We start from the raw sequence: 15,944 nt of genomic DNA, 5'->3' as shown, positions 1-15,944 counted from the left end.
GCTCGCCACTCCTCCTACTCACCGACCTCAAATAACTCTCAGAAACCTTGGCCGACCAAAAGGACTCCAAAAACGTCGACATTTCGCCTCGACCATCGCCTGAAACGTCGCAAGCGACTCTAATTTACAGCATCTCAACTTTGGAGGTGCCTATGAAATCGTCAGTAGCGTCGTTGGGGCCGTCGACCCGTAAGATTGTTGCCCGGATTAAAAAGGTGCGAAAAGCCGCAGAAAAGGCGGCAGCACGGAAACACCGGTTCGCGGATTATCGATACCTTCGGTCAGTTCTCCGCGCATACGACTATTTCGAGGGTAACGACTTGCTGGATCACCTTGCTGAAATTGCTCCTAGCGTGCTGATGACACCGGTGCGCTCTGGCCAACATTCGCTACGAACCATAGTTGACGCTTCTTGCGATCACTCCGACCTCCGCATGCGGAGCCGCTGGACACGCGCGTTGCAGTACGCCGTCATGAAGAATGTGACGCCCAACGACTTACACCGATTTTTCCGAGCCAACAACGGGATCTCTGGCTGCGCCGACTTAGCAAGTAAGACTACTCCATCGCGGCGCCGACCAAATGTCACCGTATATCGTTCATTGACATCGGAAACGAAACCAAGTCTCCTCGCCCGGCATCGCGATCAACTTTTTTGATTTCCCGGTTTTCCACGCCAAAGATTGCTCTTTTTGAACGTCACTCGCCCGAAATATCGCCTGGGTTGCGACTTTAGAGTCCCCCAAAACCATTCCGAAGCCGTCGAGACACCCTGCCATCCAAGAAGCGCGAGCGACTCAAAAGCTGATGTTTGTCGCCCGCGACGCCACTGCGAAGAGACACATGCTGGGGCACAATCAGCTCTAAAAACGTCCGGGCTCGGGTCATTCCGACATACAAAATTCGGCGCTCCTCTTCTATCGCTTCGGGCGATTGCGCATTGTTCGAAGGAATGCAACCTTCCACGACCGATAAAATTGTGACGGCCCTGAATTCGTGCCCTTTCGCGGAGTGAATGGTCGACAGGATCAGCGCGTCATTACCCGGCAGATCGGTCTCTGCGGAATCGACCAGGATGCTGGATAGAAATGCCCTGCAGGAGCGATGTGTTTCGCCCAAAGCGACGAACCTTTCAACGTCAGCTGCTCGGCCAGCAAACTCTTTGGACGCACGCGAATCGAGCGTTAAAAACCATCGTTTCAGCGACCGGATTGTGCTTGGCCAGGTTCTCCGACTCCGCTTCGCTCCGACAATCAGCCTCCTTAAGGAATCCCATTTCGCCCTGGCTGCCTCCGGAACCTCGGCCACCCGCAGCGAATGTTTGACGTTCAGCGGGTCAATTTGCCGAAAAAGCGCTTTCGCTCGCGCCTTACCTATGCCCGGAAACTTTTGAAATACACGAGTGGCGTCGAATTCAGACCTGGGGTTTTCGTACCACCGCAGAAGAGAGATGAATTCCCGCACGTGGGATTTTTCCGAAAGAGCGCGCCCGCCCCATTTAACGAATGGAATGCGCGCTTTGGCTAGTTCGTTCTCCAAAGCGGCGGCCTCCCGAGACGTCCGAAACAACACGGCTTGGTTATTGAAGGCGACTCCCCGCTTTCTCAACATTCTGGCATGACTGATGACGTACCTTGCCTGAGCTCGTTCATCGAATACGGCGATGAGGCGCGGCTGCGGTCCTCGCTCGTTTTTCGACCATAGTTCCTTATCAAGCCGGTCATCAGTTGCAGACGTCATGATGTCGCTGGTCGCCGCAACTATCCGCCGCGTCGAGCGGTAATTCTGAGAAAGTGTGACTCTCCGAGCACCACGCCTAAACCGCCTCTTGAATCTGCGAATGTTGGTGACGCTCGCGGCTCGAAATCCATAAATCGCCTGCGCGTCGTCTCCAACGACCGTCAACCCTTCTCCGCGGGGCGTAAGGCGTTTTATGATCTGCCACTGAAGACGCGACGTATCCTGAAACTCGTCGACAAAGACGAACCTAATCTGCCTGCGTACTTCATCCCGAGCGAATGGATGACGGACAAGGCGAGAAAAGTGAAAAAGGAGATCGTCATAGTCGACCAGATTCTGTTCCTTCTTGACCATTTCGTATCGTTCCAGCAAGCTGGCTAATCCGCGTTTGAAGCGACGATACCTTATGTATCGTCGTTCTAACGTCGCCGCGAGCGACATTCGGGCATTCATACGGTAGGAAAAAATACCAATGCAATCCCTCGCCCGCGGGAATGATCGCGGTAACTTCAGTTGACGCTGGATAGAAGCAATGAACTCGATTGCATCGCTTTTTCCAAGAACTGAGAAATCGTTGCGCAGCCCGATTTCCTGCCCGAATCGCCGCAAAAATTTCAACGCAATGGAGTGGAACGTGCCAGCGAGGGAAAATCCATCGGAATCACCACGGGACATTCTCCGCAACCTTCTTACCCGCTCGATCAGTTCAGTGGCCGCTTTGCGAGTAAATGAGCAGATCATCATTTGATCCGGATTTGCGCCGCACTCGGCGGTATAAGCAATGCACGCTGCTAACGTTCTCGTTTTTCCGGAGCCTGGGCCAGCGTTGATCAGCAAAGGCTTCTTTCGCCGAGGTTTCCCCGGACGAATTCCGCAAACCACTGCGGCTCTCTGTTCTTTGTTCAGCTTGTCAAGATAGCTAGGAGTTTTTGCCATTTGCGCACCGTCCTTCTGTTGCTGAGTAGATACGGTGCATTTACAAGATTATTTTTCGGATCTTTGCTGCGGCAATCATCGATAAGACTGACGAGTAGCGCGGCAGGGACCGACGAGAGTCACGCTGACCCAGGTCAGACAACCGCTCGAAGCGACGGATAGCTGCCCGCGAACGGCGCTTGGCCATTCCAAGCAAGGCGGATCCCTCACCTCCCGCGATCCATGTCTCCGCAAGCGACAAATGTCGCATGTGCAGATAAACCGTCATCCGTTCTCCTGGGCGGAGGTGGCTGCGATACTGAATGAATGACGGTTCTGCCGCATCAATCGACTTGCTGCGGCGGCCCAGGCGATAAGCCGACTTCGGCGGTTTTAGAATGTAGCCTAACGCCCGAGAAAGCTCGCCTTCGCGGACCTGACGCTGAAAGACACCATCCTGTCCAGGTGAGAGCGCAACATATCTTTGAGACCGGTTCAGCCCCGCGGCAAGACGTTTTGCACCTTTACGCGATACGCCCCAGAGCAGAACATGCAGATGCCACGATATACATGATGCGCCGAATGGGCTCTTGGCCGCGGCGTCGACGTGGCTGTACAGACCAGGTTCGATCACGCCAATGAAATCGTATCCTCGCAATCCCTTCCTTAGCTTTTGAGCGATGGGTTTGAGGTTAACTTTGAGCTGGTCGAGCGACCGCGCGCACCCGATGTCGGCCAGCGTGAAAAAGAACACCTTCTGATTAGTCGCCCTAGTGGCGCTTCCGTAGGCGAAATAGCGCTCCAATTCGTCGCAGAGGAAATGGGCCCAGCAGATACGCGCAGAGTGACAAACGGCACTCAGCCCCGCGCCTGCGCTATCTAGAACTAACTCTTCGTCGCCTGAGTTGACCAAGTTTCGCTTGGGCGATGCCTCAAACGCAGAGAGCAGTTTTCCGCACGCAATTTCTTCCGCCGCAACAATTTCCGTATGCTTGAACAAATTCATGATGATCGCCTTTCGTAGAACTGACGATCATTTACAGCTTTTATTGTCGGCTGTGACTTTTGGAAAAGTCCTGCAATTTCGCTTTAAAACCGTGCAGATTGAGCTCAAAGCTCTGCGAATGGCATTGTGAAGTGTGTCAACAGATAGAAGCTACCGCTTGCTGCGGGGCCACGTCATCACCGGGTTGCGCCTCTTTCCGCTCCAATCGCTTATAGTTCGAACTCGCGACCGGATGGGGAGAGAGTGATCAACTAAGACGTCTTAGTTGATTACTCTCTCATGCACCGTTACCCGTCTCGCGGGAGGTTACTCTTTCCGAGATCGCGACCGGGCATACTCTAGCCGAAACTCTTCGATCTTAGTGAGAGGCGTTCCGGCTTTCAGGGCGCTGTCAAGCAACCCGGCCGTATAGCTTGCACGGCGAGTATCCCAGTCCGGATCGGATGCGCGTCTCACCAGCCCCAACATGCGGCTAGCTCCAGATTTTACATTTGTGGCCCGGTTCAACTTGCGGAGCGTCTTGTTGAGACGTTTCTCGCTTTTGAGGCGCAGCAGCTGTCCGTAGAGATCGCAGATAAATTCAGAAATGCCATATTCTCGCACGCACTGAAATTCTTTCGCTTTAGATCGCGTGTCATCAAGGAACTCCTTTGTCTGTGGGTCATAACTCGAAAATTGTTTCCATTTCTGATTCACATTGACACCCTTTTAAGCCTGCGGCTGAGGATGAGCATTTCCGCTCAGGCGTCATCATCGCACAAAGAAAAGGAGAGCTTCTATTGAAGCCTCGACTTACCACGAGGAATTCCCTATTTTCCTATAAATCGCTTGCGGGAGAACTCACCTTGAAAGAATTCAATTTAAGCATGCTACGGCAAATTATCTCAGGGAAGCCCGAGATGTTCTCGCATGAGCATGGAATTCGTTTCTTACAATTTCGGGTCTGGCTACTGTTTCCGGAGGAGAGCGAGTACGTTGATGCGGTCGGAAAATGGGCAGCGACTTCAATTCTGAGAGAGTACGAGTCGGATCATGGACCTCGCGGAGGTTTTGGACGGCCATCTGATCGCACGTCGAAAATTCTTGTCGGTTTTTTAAAGGACGATTCGTATGCGAGATTATATGACGCGATGTTCGGGACTACAGGATGGACGTCGCTGGTAGACACGCCTAGGTTCGGGGAATTGAACCGTTGCATACAGACGAGAAGAGGCGAAGTCGACACAGTGTGTGACATGATCGATTTTCGGTTTCGGGCAGTAGAGCACGGCGCACTGACCCCTAAAAAGGCGAACATCGGTGCTGGCGAGCTCTACGTATGCCTCAAGCAAGGCCCTGAGAAGCGGAGTTGGCGCACGGTTCGCAAACGCTGGAAGAATCTCAAACAGGCCGCACCGTTTCTCTATGCAAGCGAACGGCTTGGTTTCGATTTTTTGCCCCCCGAACTCGACGGAGACGAATTAGAGCTTGAAAGCGTCAATCGCGCGAAGCTGCGACACTTCCTTCAAGCCGCGGCGTATGTTGCGAGTAAAATCGAACATGTTGATGAAGATGATTGGATCGAAGAGCTTCGCGTGGTGCCCAAGGCACCCAAGACTACCGCACTTAAGCCAAGTCAATTAGAATTCATGAGAAGCTATAAGGAGCTTGTGAGGGAGATGCGGTCCACCTAGGATTAGGAAATAGTGATTTTCCTAGAGGATATTGTAGATTTGGGACTGATAAAACTGCTGGACTGGTGAATGCTCTAGCTCATCTCTTGGGCGATGGGCATTGTGACCGGTCAATCAATCCAAACGTTAGAGTCTGTTGATATCACCGCGCCCATTCGGTTAGGGCTTGCGGCTAAGCTTGCGTTCCCGGATGGCTCGATGACGGCTTCGGGATTGCGACGTGAGGCGGCACGCGGCCGATTGGTCGTAGAGCGTATTGCCGGCAAAGACTACACGACGCTCGAAAACATTAGGCAGATGAGGGAGCTATGTCGCGTCCAAGCAAGGGAATCCGCCTCTACCGACGAAAAGCGAGATACACTGAGGGAAAGCTCGTCCACCAAGCCGTCTGGATCATCAAGGACGGGAATCGCCATATCGCCACAGGATGCGTTGCGAGCACGTCTGAAAAAAAGCCGCCTGTAAAAGCAGAGCAGGCCCTAGCAGACTACATCGCTCGTAAGTATCAACCCGAACGGCGCCGCCAAGACATTGAGGACATCGATTGTGCTGATGTCCTCTCGATTTATCTGACCGACATTGGCGAGCCCGGCGACCAGTTCGAGATCGAGGCCCGAATTGAGCGACTCAACGAGTATTGGGGTGGCAAGAAGCTGGCGCAGGTTAATGCCCAGGCTTGTGCAGGCTACACCAAGCATCGTGGCAGTCCGGGTGGTGCTCGCCGCGACCTTGAGACACTGCGCGCCGCGATCAATCACCACGCAAAGGAAGGCTTTCACCGCGGCATAGTGCGAGTGTCGCTCCCTCCCAAAGGTGAGGCCCGCGACCGATGGCTGACTCGCAAGGAGGCCGCAGCGTTGCTTTGGCATTGTTGGAGGTATCGCGAGAAGCAGACGATCCACTCGGGAACGTCGAAGGGCGGCCCGGTCGCCACGAACCGAAGGCCTCTGCGTCATATCGCGCGGTTTATCTTGATCGGCCTATATACTGGCACTCGGGCAGGCGCGATCGCATCGGCGTCGCCATATGCGATAACTGGACGTTCGTACGTGGATCTGGAGCGCGGCATTTTTTATCGTAAGGCCATTGGCAAGCGCGCGACAAAGAAGCGACAGACGCCAGCCCCCATTCCGCCTCGGCTGCTCACCCACCTTCGGCGTTGGTGGAACCGTAAGCTGATCACAGAGTGCTTTGTTGAGTTCAACGGCAAGCCGGTAGCTTCGGTGAAAAAGGGCTTCAAGACCGCCGTAGGGCTTGCCCGCCTGCCCGGGAGGGTCACACCCCACACCCTGCGCCATACGGCTGCGACGTGGCTCATGCAGCGTGGCGTGCCAATCTGGGAGGCGGCAGGGTTCCTGGGCATGTCACCCGAGGTCCTGCAGGACACTTATGGCCATCACCACCCGGACTTCCTCCAGGGGGCGGCTGCGGCCATTGGCCAAAAGAGCCGGTACGTTTCGGTGGCCGAAACGGTGGTCAACTTGACCGAGGATCGAAATCAGAAGAAAAAGCCTAATGATTTCTGGTCGGAGTGGCAGGATTCGAACCTGCGACCCCTGCGTCCCGAACGCAGTGCTCTACCGGGCTGAGCCACACTCCGACAAGAAGGCGGCTTATAGCGTCGGGTTTGACGCACCGCAAGCGGCCGGCATGAGGAATTTTGTCCCTGTGAAAACGGGTCTTGAAACGCTGATTTTACCGGCCGGCGAGGCCGGCGCGGAAGCTGCCGCCCGGATTTTGGCCGCCGGCGGGCTGGTCGCGTTTCCGACCGAGACGGTCTACGGGCTCGGGGCGGACGCCGCAAATGCCACCGCGATCGCCCATCTCTACGCCGCAAAGGGGCGGCCGGCCTTCAATCCGCTGATCGCCCATGTCGCCGACCTCTCAGCCGCGCGGCGGATCGGGCGGTTCGACGCGCGTGCGTTGAGGCTTGCGGAAGCGTTCTGGCCGGGGCCGCTGACGCTGGTGGTGCCGAAGACGGACGACTGTCCGGTGGCCGAGTTGGCCACCGCCGGGCTCGACACGGTCGCGATCCGCATTCCCGCCCATCCGGTGGCGGAGGCGATCCTGCGCGCCTTCGGCGGGGCCGTGGTGGCGCCGTCCGCCAACATCTCCGGCCATGTCTCGCCGACGCTGGCAGCCCATGTCGAAAGCGACCTTGCCGGGCGGATCGACCTGATCGTCGACGGCGGACCGGTCGCGGTCGGCGTCGAATCGACCATCGTCGGCTGTTTCGACGCCCCGATGCTGCTCCGCCCCGGCGGGCTGTCACGCGAGCGGATCGAGGCCGTGCTCGGCGTGCCGCTGGCGCGGCCACCTGTAGAGGCCGAGAGCGACGACAGCCAGCCGCTGGCGCCGGGCATGCTGGCCTCGCATTACGCCCCGCGCGCCAGCGTGCGGCTCAATGCGCGCGATGTGGCCGCGGGCGAAGCGCTGCTGGCGTTCGGCCCCGATCGCCTGCCGGGCCTGGAGGCCGCCGCCGCTGTCATGAATTTGTCGCCCGCGGCTGATCTCGATGAAGCCGCCACCAATCTGTTCGGCTATCTTCGCGCCCTCGATGCGAAGAGCCCGCGAGCGATCGCGGTGATGGCGGTGCCGGAAGAAGGACTTGGCGAGGCCATCAACGACCGGCTGCGCCGGGCCGCGGTCGCCAGATAGCGCATGATCCGGAAAAGTGTGCAGCGGTTTTCCGATAAGATCATGCGCAAGAGAGAAAAGCGAAGACGAGACAAGAGCATGAACGTCAATACATCTGCCACCCCGCCGCTTGCGCCAGAGCTGCTCGAACAATTCCGCAAGATCGTCGGCGACCGCCACGCGATCACCGACGCGGCCGACATCGAGGCCTACGTCACCGAGGAGCGCAACCTGTTTCACGGCCGCTCGCCGCTGGTGCTTCGCCCGGGCACGACCGCGGAAGTCTCGGCGATCTGCAAGCTCGCCTCCGCGCACAGAATCGCGCTGGTGCCGCAGGGCGGCAACACCGGGCTCGTCGGCGGCCAGACGCCGCACAACGGCGAGGTGGTGGTGTCGCTGCGCCGGCTCGACAAGATCCGCGAGATCGACACCGCCTCCAACACCATGACCTGCGAGGCCGGCGTCGTGCTCCAGGTCGCGCAGCAGAAGGCGGCCGACGTGGACCGGCTGTTTCCGCTCTCGCTCGGCGCGGAAGGAAGCTGCACCATCGGCGGCAATCTCTCGACCAATGCCGGCGGCACCGCCGCGCTCGCCTATGGCGTTGCGCGCGAGATGGCACTAGGGCTCGAAGTGGTGCTCGCCGACGGTCGCGTGCTCAACGTGTTGTCGAAGCTGAAGAAGGACAACACCGGCTACAATCTGCACAACCTCTTCATCGGCGCGGAAGGCACGCTCGGCATCATCACGGCGGCTACGCTAAAACTGTTTCCAAAGCCGCGGGCGGTCGAGACAGCCTTCGTCGGGTTGAAATCGCCGGCGGCGGCGCTGAAGCTGTTGACGATCGCGCAGGGCGAAGCCGCGAACGCGCTGACGAGCTTCGAGCTGCTGTCGGAGATGGCGGTCGACTTTTCGGTCCGCCACGGCATCGACGTGCGCGATCCGCTCGAAGCAAAACATCCCTGGTACGTGCTGATGGAATTGTCCTCCCCCGGCGACGATGCCCGCACACCGCTGGAGACGATCCTCGCCCGCGCCATGGAAGAGGAGATCGTCGACGACGCCGTGATCGCGGCCAACCTCACCCAGCGCAACGGCTTCTGGAAGCTGCGCGAGGAGATGTCGTCGGCGCAGAAGCCGGAGGGCGGCTCAATCAAGCATGACATCTCCGTTCCCGTCGCCGCCGTGCCCGCCTTCATCGACGAAGCCAATGCCGCCGTGGTCAAGCTGATCCCCGGCGCGCGGCCGGTGCCGTTCGGCCATCTCGGCGACGGCAATCTGCATTACAATGTCAGCGAGCCCATCGGCGCCAACACCGCGGATTACCTGGCGCGCTGGCACGAGATGAACGCGGTCGTGTTCGAGATCGTGCTGCGCATGGGCGGCTCGATCTCGGCCGAGCACGGCATCGGCGTGCTCAAGCGCGACGAACTGCCCGAGGTGAAGGACAAGACCGCGATCGAGCTGATGCGCGCGATCAAGGCGATGCTCGATCCGCAGGGCATCATGAATCCGGGGAAGGTGCTATGAGCGTCTCACTTACGATCGATGCGATCACCGACGCCGATGTCGAGCCCGTCGTCGCGCTGTGGCAGCGCTGCGGCCTGACGCGGCCCTGGAACGACCCGCATGCCGACATCGCGCTGGCGCGGCGGCGCGACAATTCCACCGTGCTGATCGGCCGCGACGGCGGCGCGATCGTCGCCACCGCCATGGTCGGCCATGACGGCCATCGCGGCTGGGTCTATTACGTCGCGGTCGATCCTGATGGGCGCAAACGCGGTTATGGCCGCGTCATCATGGCCGCGGCCGAGGGCTGGCTGCGCCAGGCCGGCATTTTGAAGCTGCAGCTCCTGGTCCGGCGCGAGAACGCGCAGGCCAATGCGTTCTACCAGTCGCTGGATTTCGAGGAATCCACCTCGGTGATGTTCCAGAAGTGGCTCGACGGCCGCGCTTCCACAACGTAGCTGGAAAACAGCAATGACCGTATCCGACCGCGTCCGCATCAAGGACGTCCGCGTGCTCTCGGACGGCTGGACCACGCTGAAGACCACGACGTTCGAGTACCGGCGCGCCAATGGCGAGTGGCAGACGCAGCACCGGGAAACCTATGAGCGCGACAACGCCGCCGCCGTGCTGCCGTATAATCACGCACGGCGTACGGTGATCCTGGTGCGCCAGTTCCGCCTGCCGGCCTTTATCCGCGGCTACGACGATCTCCTGATCGAAGCCGCCGCCGGCGTGCTGGACGATGCCTCCCCCGAGGTACGCATCCGCGCCGAGGCCGAGGAGGAGACCGGCTATCGCCTGCACCACGTCCACAAGGTGTTCGAGGCCTTCATGAGCCCCGGCGCCATCACCGAGAAGCTGCATTTCTTCGTCGCCGAATACGAGCCGGAGATGCGGGTCAGCGACGGCGGCGGCCTCGAGCACGAAGGCGAGGACATCGAGGTGCTGGAGCTCTCGATCGACGAGGCCTTGGCGATGATCGCGGATGGCCGCATCATCGACGCCAAGGCGATCATGCTGCTGCAATACGCGGCGCTGCATGTGTTCAGGTAGGTTGCTTACCCTCCCCTGGAGGGGGGAGGGTCGGCTCACATTGAGCGCAGCGAAATATGAGACGGGGTGGGGTGACGGTCCCTCCGCGTCCGACAGTGCCCGTGTGGAGAGATCACCCCACCCCGCTCGCGCTTCGCGCGATCGACCCTCCCCCCTCCAGGGGAGGGTAAGCGGCACCGTCCGCGCGGCTTCATCGTCGCCTGCAATTCTGCCCTGCGCCGCCCCGCCCCGGTTGAGCAACCCCAAAACTATCTCTAATCTGGTCCCAACCAAGAACCAGGAGACGCGCCCCATGTCCGCTTCGCGCGACGATGAATTCGGCTTTGCGCCCGACTACGACTCCCCCGTCCCCTATATGCAGCGCACGCGCGATTATTACACCGCGATCGGCTACTCCACGCCGTATCGCTGGGCGCATTACACCCAGGCGCCGTTCCAGCCGCTGAAGAAGCCGCTGTCGCAATCGCGCGTGACGATCATCACCACGGCCGCGCCGTACGATCCCGCCAAGGGCGACCAGGGGCCGGGCGCGGCGTATAATGGCGGGGCGAAATTCTACCAGGTCTATGACGGCGACACCTCGAAGCAGCACGATCTGCGCATCTCGCACATCGGCTACGACCGCAAGCACACCACGGCGACCGACAACGGCACCTGGTTTCCGCTGCCGCAGCTTTTGAAGGCATCTGCCGCAGGCCGCATCGGCGAAGTGAGCCAGCGCTTCTTCGGCGCACCGACCAACCGGAGCCATCGCGTCACGCTCGACACCGACGCGCCGGAAATCCTGGCGCGCTGCCTCGCGGACAAGGTCGATGTCGCCCTGCTGGTGCCGAACTGCCCGGTCTGCCACCAGACCACCGCACTGGTGGCACGGCATCTCGAAGCCAACGGCATCCCGACCGTGGTGATGGGTTGCGCCAAGGACATCATCGAGCATGCCGCCGCGCCGCGCTTTTTGTTCTCGGACTTCCCGCTCGGCAATTCGGCCGGCAAGCCGCACGACGTCGCCTCGCAGGCCCAGACGCTGGAGCTCGCGCTGACGCTGCTGGAAAGCGCGAGCGGTCCGCAGACCACGATGCAGTCGCCGCTGCGCTGGAGCGAAGACGCCTCCTGGAAGCTCGACTACAACAACGTCGCACAGCTCTCCCCTGAGGAGCTGGCGCGCCGCCGCGCCGAATTCGACAAGCAGAAGGAGATCGCGCGCGGCAACCGCGCCGCCTGACGTCCTCCGACAACAACAAACAATGGGGAGAGCGACGTGACGCGACCGTTCGAGGGCGTGAAGATTCTGGACTTCACGCAGGTGCTGGCCGGCCCCTATGCGAGCTACCAGCTCGCGCTGCTCGGGGCTGATGTCATCAAGGTCGAGCGGCGCGAGGGCGAGGACATGCGCCGCACGCCGCTCAGCCGCGAATGGGCCGAGCGCGGGCTCGCACCGGCGTTCCAGGCCATCAACGGCAACAAGCGCAGCCTGACGCTCGATTTGCAAAAGCCAGACGCCATCGCGATCGTGAAGAAGCTCGTGGCGCAAGTCGACGTCGTCATGGAGAACTTTCGCCCCGGCGTGATGGACAAGCTCGGCATCGGCTATGAGGCGCTCTCTGCGATCAATCCAAAGCTGATCTATTGCGCGGTGTCGGGTTTCGGCCAGACCGGCCCGGACCGCCTTCGGCCCGGCTATGACGGCAAGATGCAGGCGCTGTCGGGCATCATGGCGATCACGGGCCATCCCGAGACGGGGCCGACGCGCGCGGGCTTTGCGGTGTGCGACGTGCTCTCGGGCGCCACGGCCGCCTTCGGCGTGTCGAGCGCGCTGTATCAGCGCGACCGCACCGGCAAGGGACAGCTCATTGATGTCTCGATGTTGGAGGCGACGATGGCGTTTCTCTCGGGGCAGATCGCGGACTGGTCGGTCGCCGGCCATCGCCAGCAGCTGTCGGGCAACCAGGCCGTCAGCCGAAGGACCACGGCAAATCTGTTCAAGTGCGGCGACGGCCACATCCTGCTCGCCGTCAACAACGAGAAGCAGTACCGCGCGCTGATGTCCGCGCTCGGCCGCGAGGACACGCTGTCAGACCCGCGCTTCGCCGACTGGTTCGCGCGCAACGAGAATGAGGGCGCATTGCGCTCCATCATCGAGGAGGCGCTGGCGGCCAGGCCTGCGCGCGAGTGGGAGACAATCCTGGAAGATGCCAGCGCGCCCTGCGCCAGCATCTGGAAGGTCGAGGAGGTCATCGATCATCCGCAAATCAAGGCCCGCGGCGCGATCCAGGAGCTGGATACGCCCTACGGCCGCCTGCGCTTTGCCGGCAGCGGCTTCAAGCTCGCCCATGGCGGCGGCCGGCTGGACCGGATGGCGCCGGAATTGGGTGCGGATACGGATGCGGTGCTGGGCGAGTTGGGATTTGATGCAGCGGAGATCGCGGCGCTGCGGGCAAGGGAGATTGTGTGAGGGCAGTGCAGCCTCACACTCTCCTCGTCGTCCCGGGGCGCGCGCAGCGCGAGCCCGGGACCCATAACCACAGGGAGCGCTTATGGCGCGAGCTGATAACTCCGAGTCTTCGCCAAACTCCTCCCCGTGGTTATGGGTCCCGAATCTGCGCTTCGCTTGTCCGGGACGACAGCGGAGTAAGACGCGCCAGCTTCGCTAGAACAACGACCCCTGCCCGTCATCTGACGAGCTAGCAGCAACCTTCCGGGCCGCCTTCTTCGGCTTCGCAGCCTCTGCCTCGGCCTCCATCTCCTCCGCGCTGATCGGCAACACGAGCTGATCGTCGTCATTGGCGACGCGGTTGACGCGGGTGGAGACCGGGTGCCAGGCGAATTCGCCGATGCGCGGGGCGGACATCAGCGGCAACACGGCGTCGACATCGTCGCCGCGGCTGTCGAGCCAGCGTTCGAAATCGCGCGGGCTGATGGTGACGGGCACGCGGTCATGCAGGGCGGCGAGATCCTCGCCCGCCGCCGCCGTGACGATCGCGACGGTGTCGAGCTCCTCACCATTTGGCCCGACCCAGGTCTCGAATACCGCAGCAAAGCCGAGCGGCTCGCCGTCGGCGCGGTGGATGAAGAAGGGCTGCTTGCGGCCGCCCTCCGCCTTCCATTCATAATAGCCGTCGGCCGGGATCAGGCCGCGGCGCCTCCGAATCGCGTTCTTGAAGGCGGGCTTTTCCAGCACCGTCTCGGAGCGCGCGTTGATCAGGAGCGTAAATCCCTTGGGATCCTTGACCCAGCCCGGCAACAATCCCCACCGCATCAAGCGGAAATGGCGCGCGCCGTTCTCGAACAGCACGACCGGAATCGGTTGTGTCGGCGCGACGTTGTACCGTGGCGGGAAATTCGGCTGCTCGATGTAGCCGAACAGTTGCCGTAAAGCCGCGGGGGCCGAAGTTATGACGAAGCGTCCACACATCCTTGGGGGCCTATATAGGGTCCGTTCAGGTCCTTTTAACCCCGAACGTTAACACTGCGGCAGATGAGCTCAACGGCCTCCCAACCCGCGCGGACGCAAGCACAGACGGGCCCCGAGGCCGCCGCCTGGGCCGAGCGGCTGCGCGTGGCCAACATCAACCCGCGAACCGGGCTTGCCACCGACTATCTCAACCATTTCAATGAAGCCGTGATGCTGCTGGAGATGGTCCCGGACATGCCGGAATGCGCCGAAGATTTTTTGACCTGGTCGCCGCTGTCCTATGCCGAGCATTTCACCGCGTCGAATTTCAAGGCACGGGATCTGGCCATCGAAGCCTATGAGAAGGCCGATCCGAACGTGCGCGCCCAGTTCGACCACATCACGGATACCATGACCTCGATCCTGACAGCGGTCGGCTCGGCCATGCGCGAGGTCGAGAAGGACGCGACCCGCGTCCGCCTCGCCGAGCAGGCCACGCTCTGGGTCAAGCCGCTGATCGCGGCCTGCGGCGGCATCATCAATGGCGGCGCGGAAGCCGACGTCGACACCATCATGGCGAATTGAGCCAAGGGTTGTTGAAGATATGTCTGCGGTCATCCAGCCCACCCACCCCCAGATCGCGGTCAGCGCCGCCATCTTCCGTGACGGCAAGGTGCTTCTGACCCGCCGCGCCCGCTCGCCCGCCAAGGGATTCTATTCGCTGCCGGGCGGCCGGGTCGAGTTCGGCGAATCGCTGCACCAGGCGCTGGCACGCGAGGTCGACGAGGAGACCGGGCTCGCCATCGAAATCATTGGCCTTGCCGGCTGGCGCGAGGTGTTGCCGGCCGCAGCCGGCGCGGGCCACTACCTGATCATGTCCTTTGGCGCCCGCTGGGTGGCCAAGGAGCCGGCTCTCAACGACGAGCTCGACGATTACCGCTGGATCGCCCCCGACGCCCTAGCGAGCCTCGGCGACCTCAAGCTGACCGGGGGGCTGGAGGAGGTCATCCAGTCGGCCGCCCGGCTGATCGGGCCCTGACCGCCCCGTCTTGCGTCATCCGCCCCGAGGGGGCATACACCCCGCCGATGTCCACGCGATTTCTGGCCATTTTTGCCCTGATTCTCGCCTGCGCCTCCGTGCCCACGAGGGCCCAGGACGTGGCGGCGCCGTTTGACGCCGATTTGCAGCGGCTGGCGGAGATTTTGGGCGGCCTGCACTATCTGCGCGGCATCTGCGGGTCCAACGAGGGCAACAAATGGCGCAGCGAGATGCAGGCGCTGATCGATGCCGAAACCCCCTCGGGCGAGCGCCGCACCCGCATGATTGCCGGCTTCAACCGCGGCTATAACGGCTTCCAGCAGACCTACCGGAGCTGCACGCCGGCCGCGACGGTGGCGATCCGCCGCTATATCGAGGAAGGCTCGAAGATCTCGCGCGATCTCACGGCGCGTTACGCGAACTGATTCCTCCCCTTGTCATTCCGGGGCGCGCGCAGCGCGAGCCCGGAATCCATCGGGCTGCAGAGTTGGTGGCGCAATGGATTCCGGGTTCGCGACTTCGTCGCGCCCCGGAATGACAACCGGTGGAACCCTGTCATCGACTTTGTTCACAGCCGTTAACCGTTCCTAAAGATGTGGCCTAGCGGGCGTTAATGCGCGTGCTACACCTTTCGCACAGCGCATCGCCGTGGATCGCGCCCCAGCCCTGATCGAGTTTCATGAGCCATTCAGTGTCCTACGCCCCCGCCCGCGCGCCGCTGCCCGACCACGAGCAGAAACAGGCCGCGCTGAGCTATCTCAACGAGGCCTGGGCCGAAGCGCGCCATGATGGCGTCGACGGCGACTGCCTGGCGCAGGCGAGCCTGTTTGCGGCGTTCGCCGAGCTGGTCGGCACCTACGGCGAGGATGCGGTGGCGAAATTCGTCGAGGGCTTCCCGGGTCGCATTCGCAACGGCGAATTCTCGGTCATGCTCGCAAGGCAGTAAGCCTTTTGCGAAAAATGACCCCGCCACGCGGGCGGGGC

16 protein-coding genes, 1 tRNA gene and 1 pseudogene are annotated in these 15,944 nt (G+C 61.1%); 12 read left to right on the top strand and 6 right to left on the bottom strand.

Features of this window, described 5'->3' with window-relative positions; translation table 11 throughout:
- Positions 1 to 732: 732 nt before the first annotated feature.
- The 3 genes from ACKWRH_RS10610 to ACKWRH_RS10600 all read right to left on the bottom strand — a co-directional run bounded on the left by ACKWRH_RS10610 (position 733) and on the right by ACKWRH_RS10600 (position 4,357).
- Positions 733 to 2,676, bottom strand: coding sequence for an ATP-dependent helicase (locus ACKWRH_RS10610; protein WP_445220465.1), 1,944 nt, complete (start codon positions 2,674 to 2,676; stop codon positions 733 to 735).
- A gap of 40 nt (positions 2,677 to 2,716) precedes the next feature.
- The gene (locus tag ACKWRH_RS10605) at positions 2,717 to 3,661 is read right to left on the bottom strand and encodes a hypothetical protein (RefSeq protein WP_445220464.1); all 945 of its coding nucleotides are present in this window, start codon (positions 3,659 to 3,661) and stop codon (positions 2,717 to 2,719) included.
- 306 nt (positions 3,662 to 3,967) lie between these two features.
- Positions 3,968 to 4,357, bottom strand: coding sequence for a hypothetical protein (locus ACKWRH_RS10600; protein ID WP_445220463.1), 390 nt, complete (start codon positions 4,355 to 4,357; stop codon positions 3,968 to 3,970).
- Between the two features lie 149 nt (positions 4,358 to 4,506).
- On the opposite strand from ACKWRH_RS10600, the gene ACKWRH_RS10595 reads away from it, so the two are divergent.
- Entirely contained in the window at positions 4,507 to 5,334 is an 828-nt protein-coding gene (locus ACKWRH_RS10595; protein WP_445220462.1) for a hypothetical protein, read from the top strand.
- Positions 5,335 to 5,813: 479 nt separating this feature from the next.
- Here the strand turns inward: ACKWRH_RS10595 and ACKWRH_RS10590 are convergent, their stop codons facing one another.
- Positions 5,814 to 6,203, bottom strand: coding sequence for a hypothetical protein (locus tag ACKWRH_RS10590; RefSeq protein WP_445220461.1), 390 nt, complete (start codon positions 6,201 to 6,203; stop codon positions 5,814 to 5,816).
- On the opposite strand from ACKWRH_RS10590, the pseudogene ACKWRH_RS10585 reads away from it, so the two are divergent.
- Positions 6,123 to 6,638 (top strand): annotated as a pseudogene (locus ACKWRH_RS10585) (site-specific integrase); the annotation flags it as partial. The gene ACKWRH_RS10590 and the pseudogene ACKWRH_RS10585 overlap by 81 nt on opposite strands.
- Before the next feature lie 219 nt (positions 6,639 to 6,857).
- Here ACKWRH_RS10585 and ACKWRH_RS10580 read toward each other — a convergent pair.
- A tRNA-Pro gene (locus tag ACKWRH_RS10580) sits at positions 6,858 to 6,934 on the bottom strand.
- Between the two features lie 68 nt (positions 6,935 to 7,002).
- On the opposite strand from ACKWRH_RS10580, the gene ACKWRH_RS10575 reads away from it, so the two are divergent.
- The 6 genes from ACKWRH_RS10575 to ACKWRH_RS10550 all read left to right on the top strand — a co-directional run bounded on the left by ACKWRH_RS10575 (position 7,003) and on the right by ACKWRH_RS10550 (position 12,982).
- Positions 7,003 to 7,992, top strand: coding sequence for an L-threonylcarbamoyladenylate synthase (locus ACKWRH_RS10575; RefSeq protein WP_445220460.1), 990 nt, complete (start codon positions 7,003 to 7,005; stop codon positions 7,990 to 7,992).
- Positions 7,993 to 8,070: 78 nt separating this feature from the next.
- On the top strand, positions 8,071 to 9,498 hold the full coding sequence (locus ACKWRH_RS10570) for an FAD-binding oxidoreductase (RefSeq protein ID WP_445220459.1): 1,428 nt from the start codon (positions 8,071 to 8,073) through the stop codon (positions 9,496 to 9,498).
- Positions 9,495 to 9,935, top strand: a complete 441-nt coding sequence (locus ACKWRH_RS10565) for a GNAT family acetyltransferase (RefSeq protein WP_445220458.1) — start codon at positions 9,495 to 9,497, stop codon at positions 9,933 to 9,935. The genes ACKWRH_RS10570 and ACKWRH_RS10565 overlap by 4 nt, the downstream gene beginning before the upstream one ends.
- A gap of 13 nt (positions 9,936 to 9,948) precedes the next feature.
- On the top strand, positions 9,949 to 10,530 hold the full coding sequence (locus ACKWRH_RS10560; protein ID WP_445220457.1) for an NUDIX domain-containing protein: 582 nt from the start codon (positions 9,949 to 9,951) through the stop codon (positions 10,528 to 10,530).
- 292 nt (positions 10,531 to 10,822) lie between these two features.
- Entirely contained in the window at positions 10,823 to 11,752 is a 930-nt protein-coding gene (locus ACKWRH_RS10555) for a glycine reductase (RefSeq protein ID WP_445220456.1), read from the top strand.
- Between the two features lie 36 nt (positions 11,753 to 11,788).
- Positions 11,789 to 12,982, top strand: a complete 1,194-nt coding sequence (locus ACKWRH_RS10550; RefSeq protein ID WP_445220455.1) for a CaiB/BaiF CoA transferase family protein — start codon at positions 11,789 to 11,791, stop codon at positions 12,980 to 12,982.
- Between the two features lie 195 nt (positions 12,983 to 13,177).
- Here the strand turns inward: ACKWRH_RS10550 and ACKWRH_RS10545 are convergent, their stop codons facing one another.
- The gene (locus ACKWRH_RS10545; protein ID WP_445220454.1) at positions 13,178 to 13,942 is read right to left on the bottom strand and encodes an SOS response-associated peptidase; all 765 of its coding nucleotides are present in this window, start codon (positions 13,940 to 13,942) and stop codon (positions 13,178 to 13,180) included.
- A 63-nt stretch (positions 13,943 to 14,005) separates the two neighbouring features.
- On the opposite strand from ACKWRH_RS10545, the gene ACKWRH_RS10540 reads away from it, so the two are divergent.
- The 4 genes from ACKWRH_RS10540 (at position 14,006) to ACKWRH_RS10525 (ending at position 15,906) form a co-directional block, all read left to right on the top strand.
- Positions 14,006 to 14,506, top strand: coding sequence for a hypothetical protein (locus ACKWRH_RS10540; protein ID WP_445220453.1), 501 nt, complete (start codon positions 14,006 to 14,008; stop codon positions 14,504 to 14,506).
- A gap of 19 nt (positions 14,507 to 14,525) precedes the next feature.
- The gene (locus ACKWRH_RS10535; RefSeq protein ID WP_445220452.1) at positions 14,526 to 14,960 is read left to right on the top strand and encodes an NUDIX hydrolase; all 435 of its coding nucleotides are present in this window, start codon (positions 14,526 to 14,528) and stop codon (positions 14,958 to 14,960) included.
- Positions 14,961 to 15,007: 47 nt separating this feature from the next.
- On the top strand, positions 15,008 to 15,385 hold the full coding sequence (locus ACKWRH_RS10530) for a TIGR02301 family protein (protein ID WP_011085347.1): 378 nt from the start codon (positions 15,008 to 15,010) through the stop codon (positions 15,383 to 15,385).
- A 254-nt stretch (positions 15,386 to 15,639) separates the two neighbouring features.
- Entirely contained in the window at positions 15,640 to 15,906 is a 267-nt protein-coding gene (locus ACKWRH_RS10525; RefSeq protein ID WP_254116944.1) for a hypothetical protein, read from the top strand.
- Positions 15,907 to 15,944 lie beyond the last annotated feature (38 nt).

The organism is Bradyrhizobium sp. Pa8, from assembly GCF_052588265.1.
The sequence above is the reverse complement of the archived record's forward strand: the minus strand, read 5'-3'. Positions and strand labels throughout refer to the sequence as shown.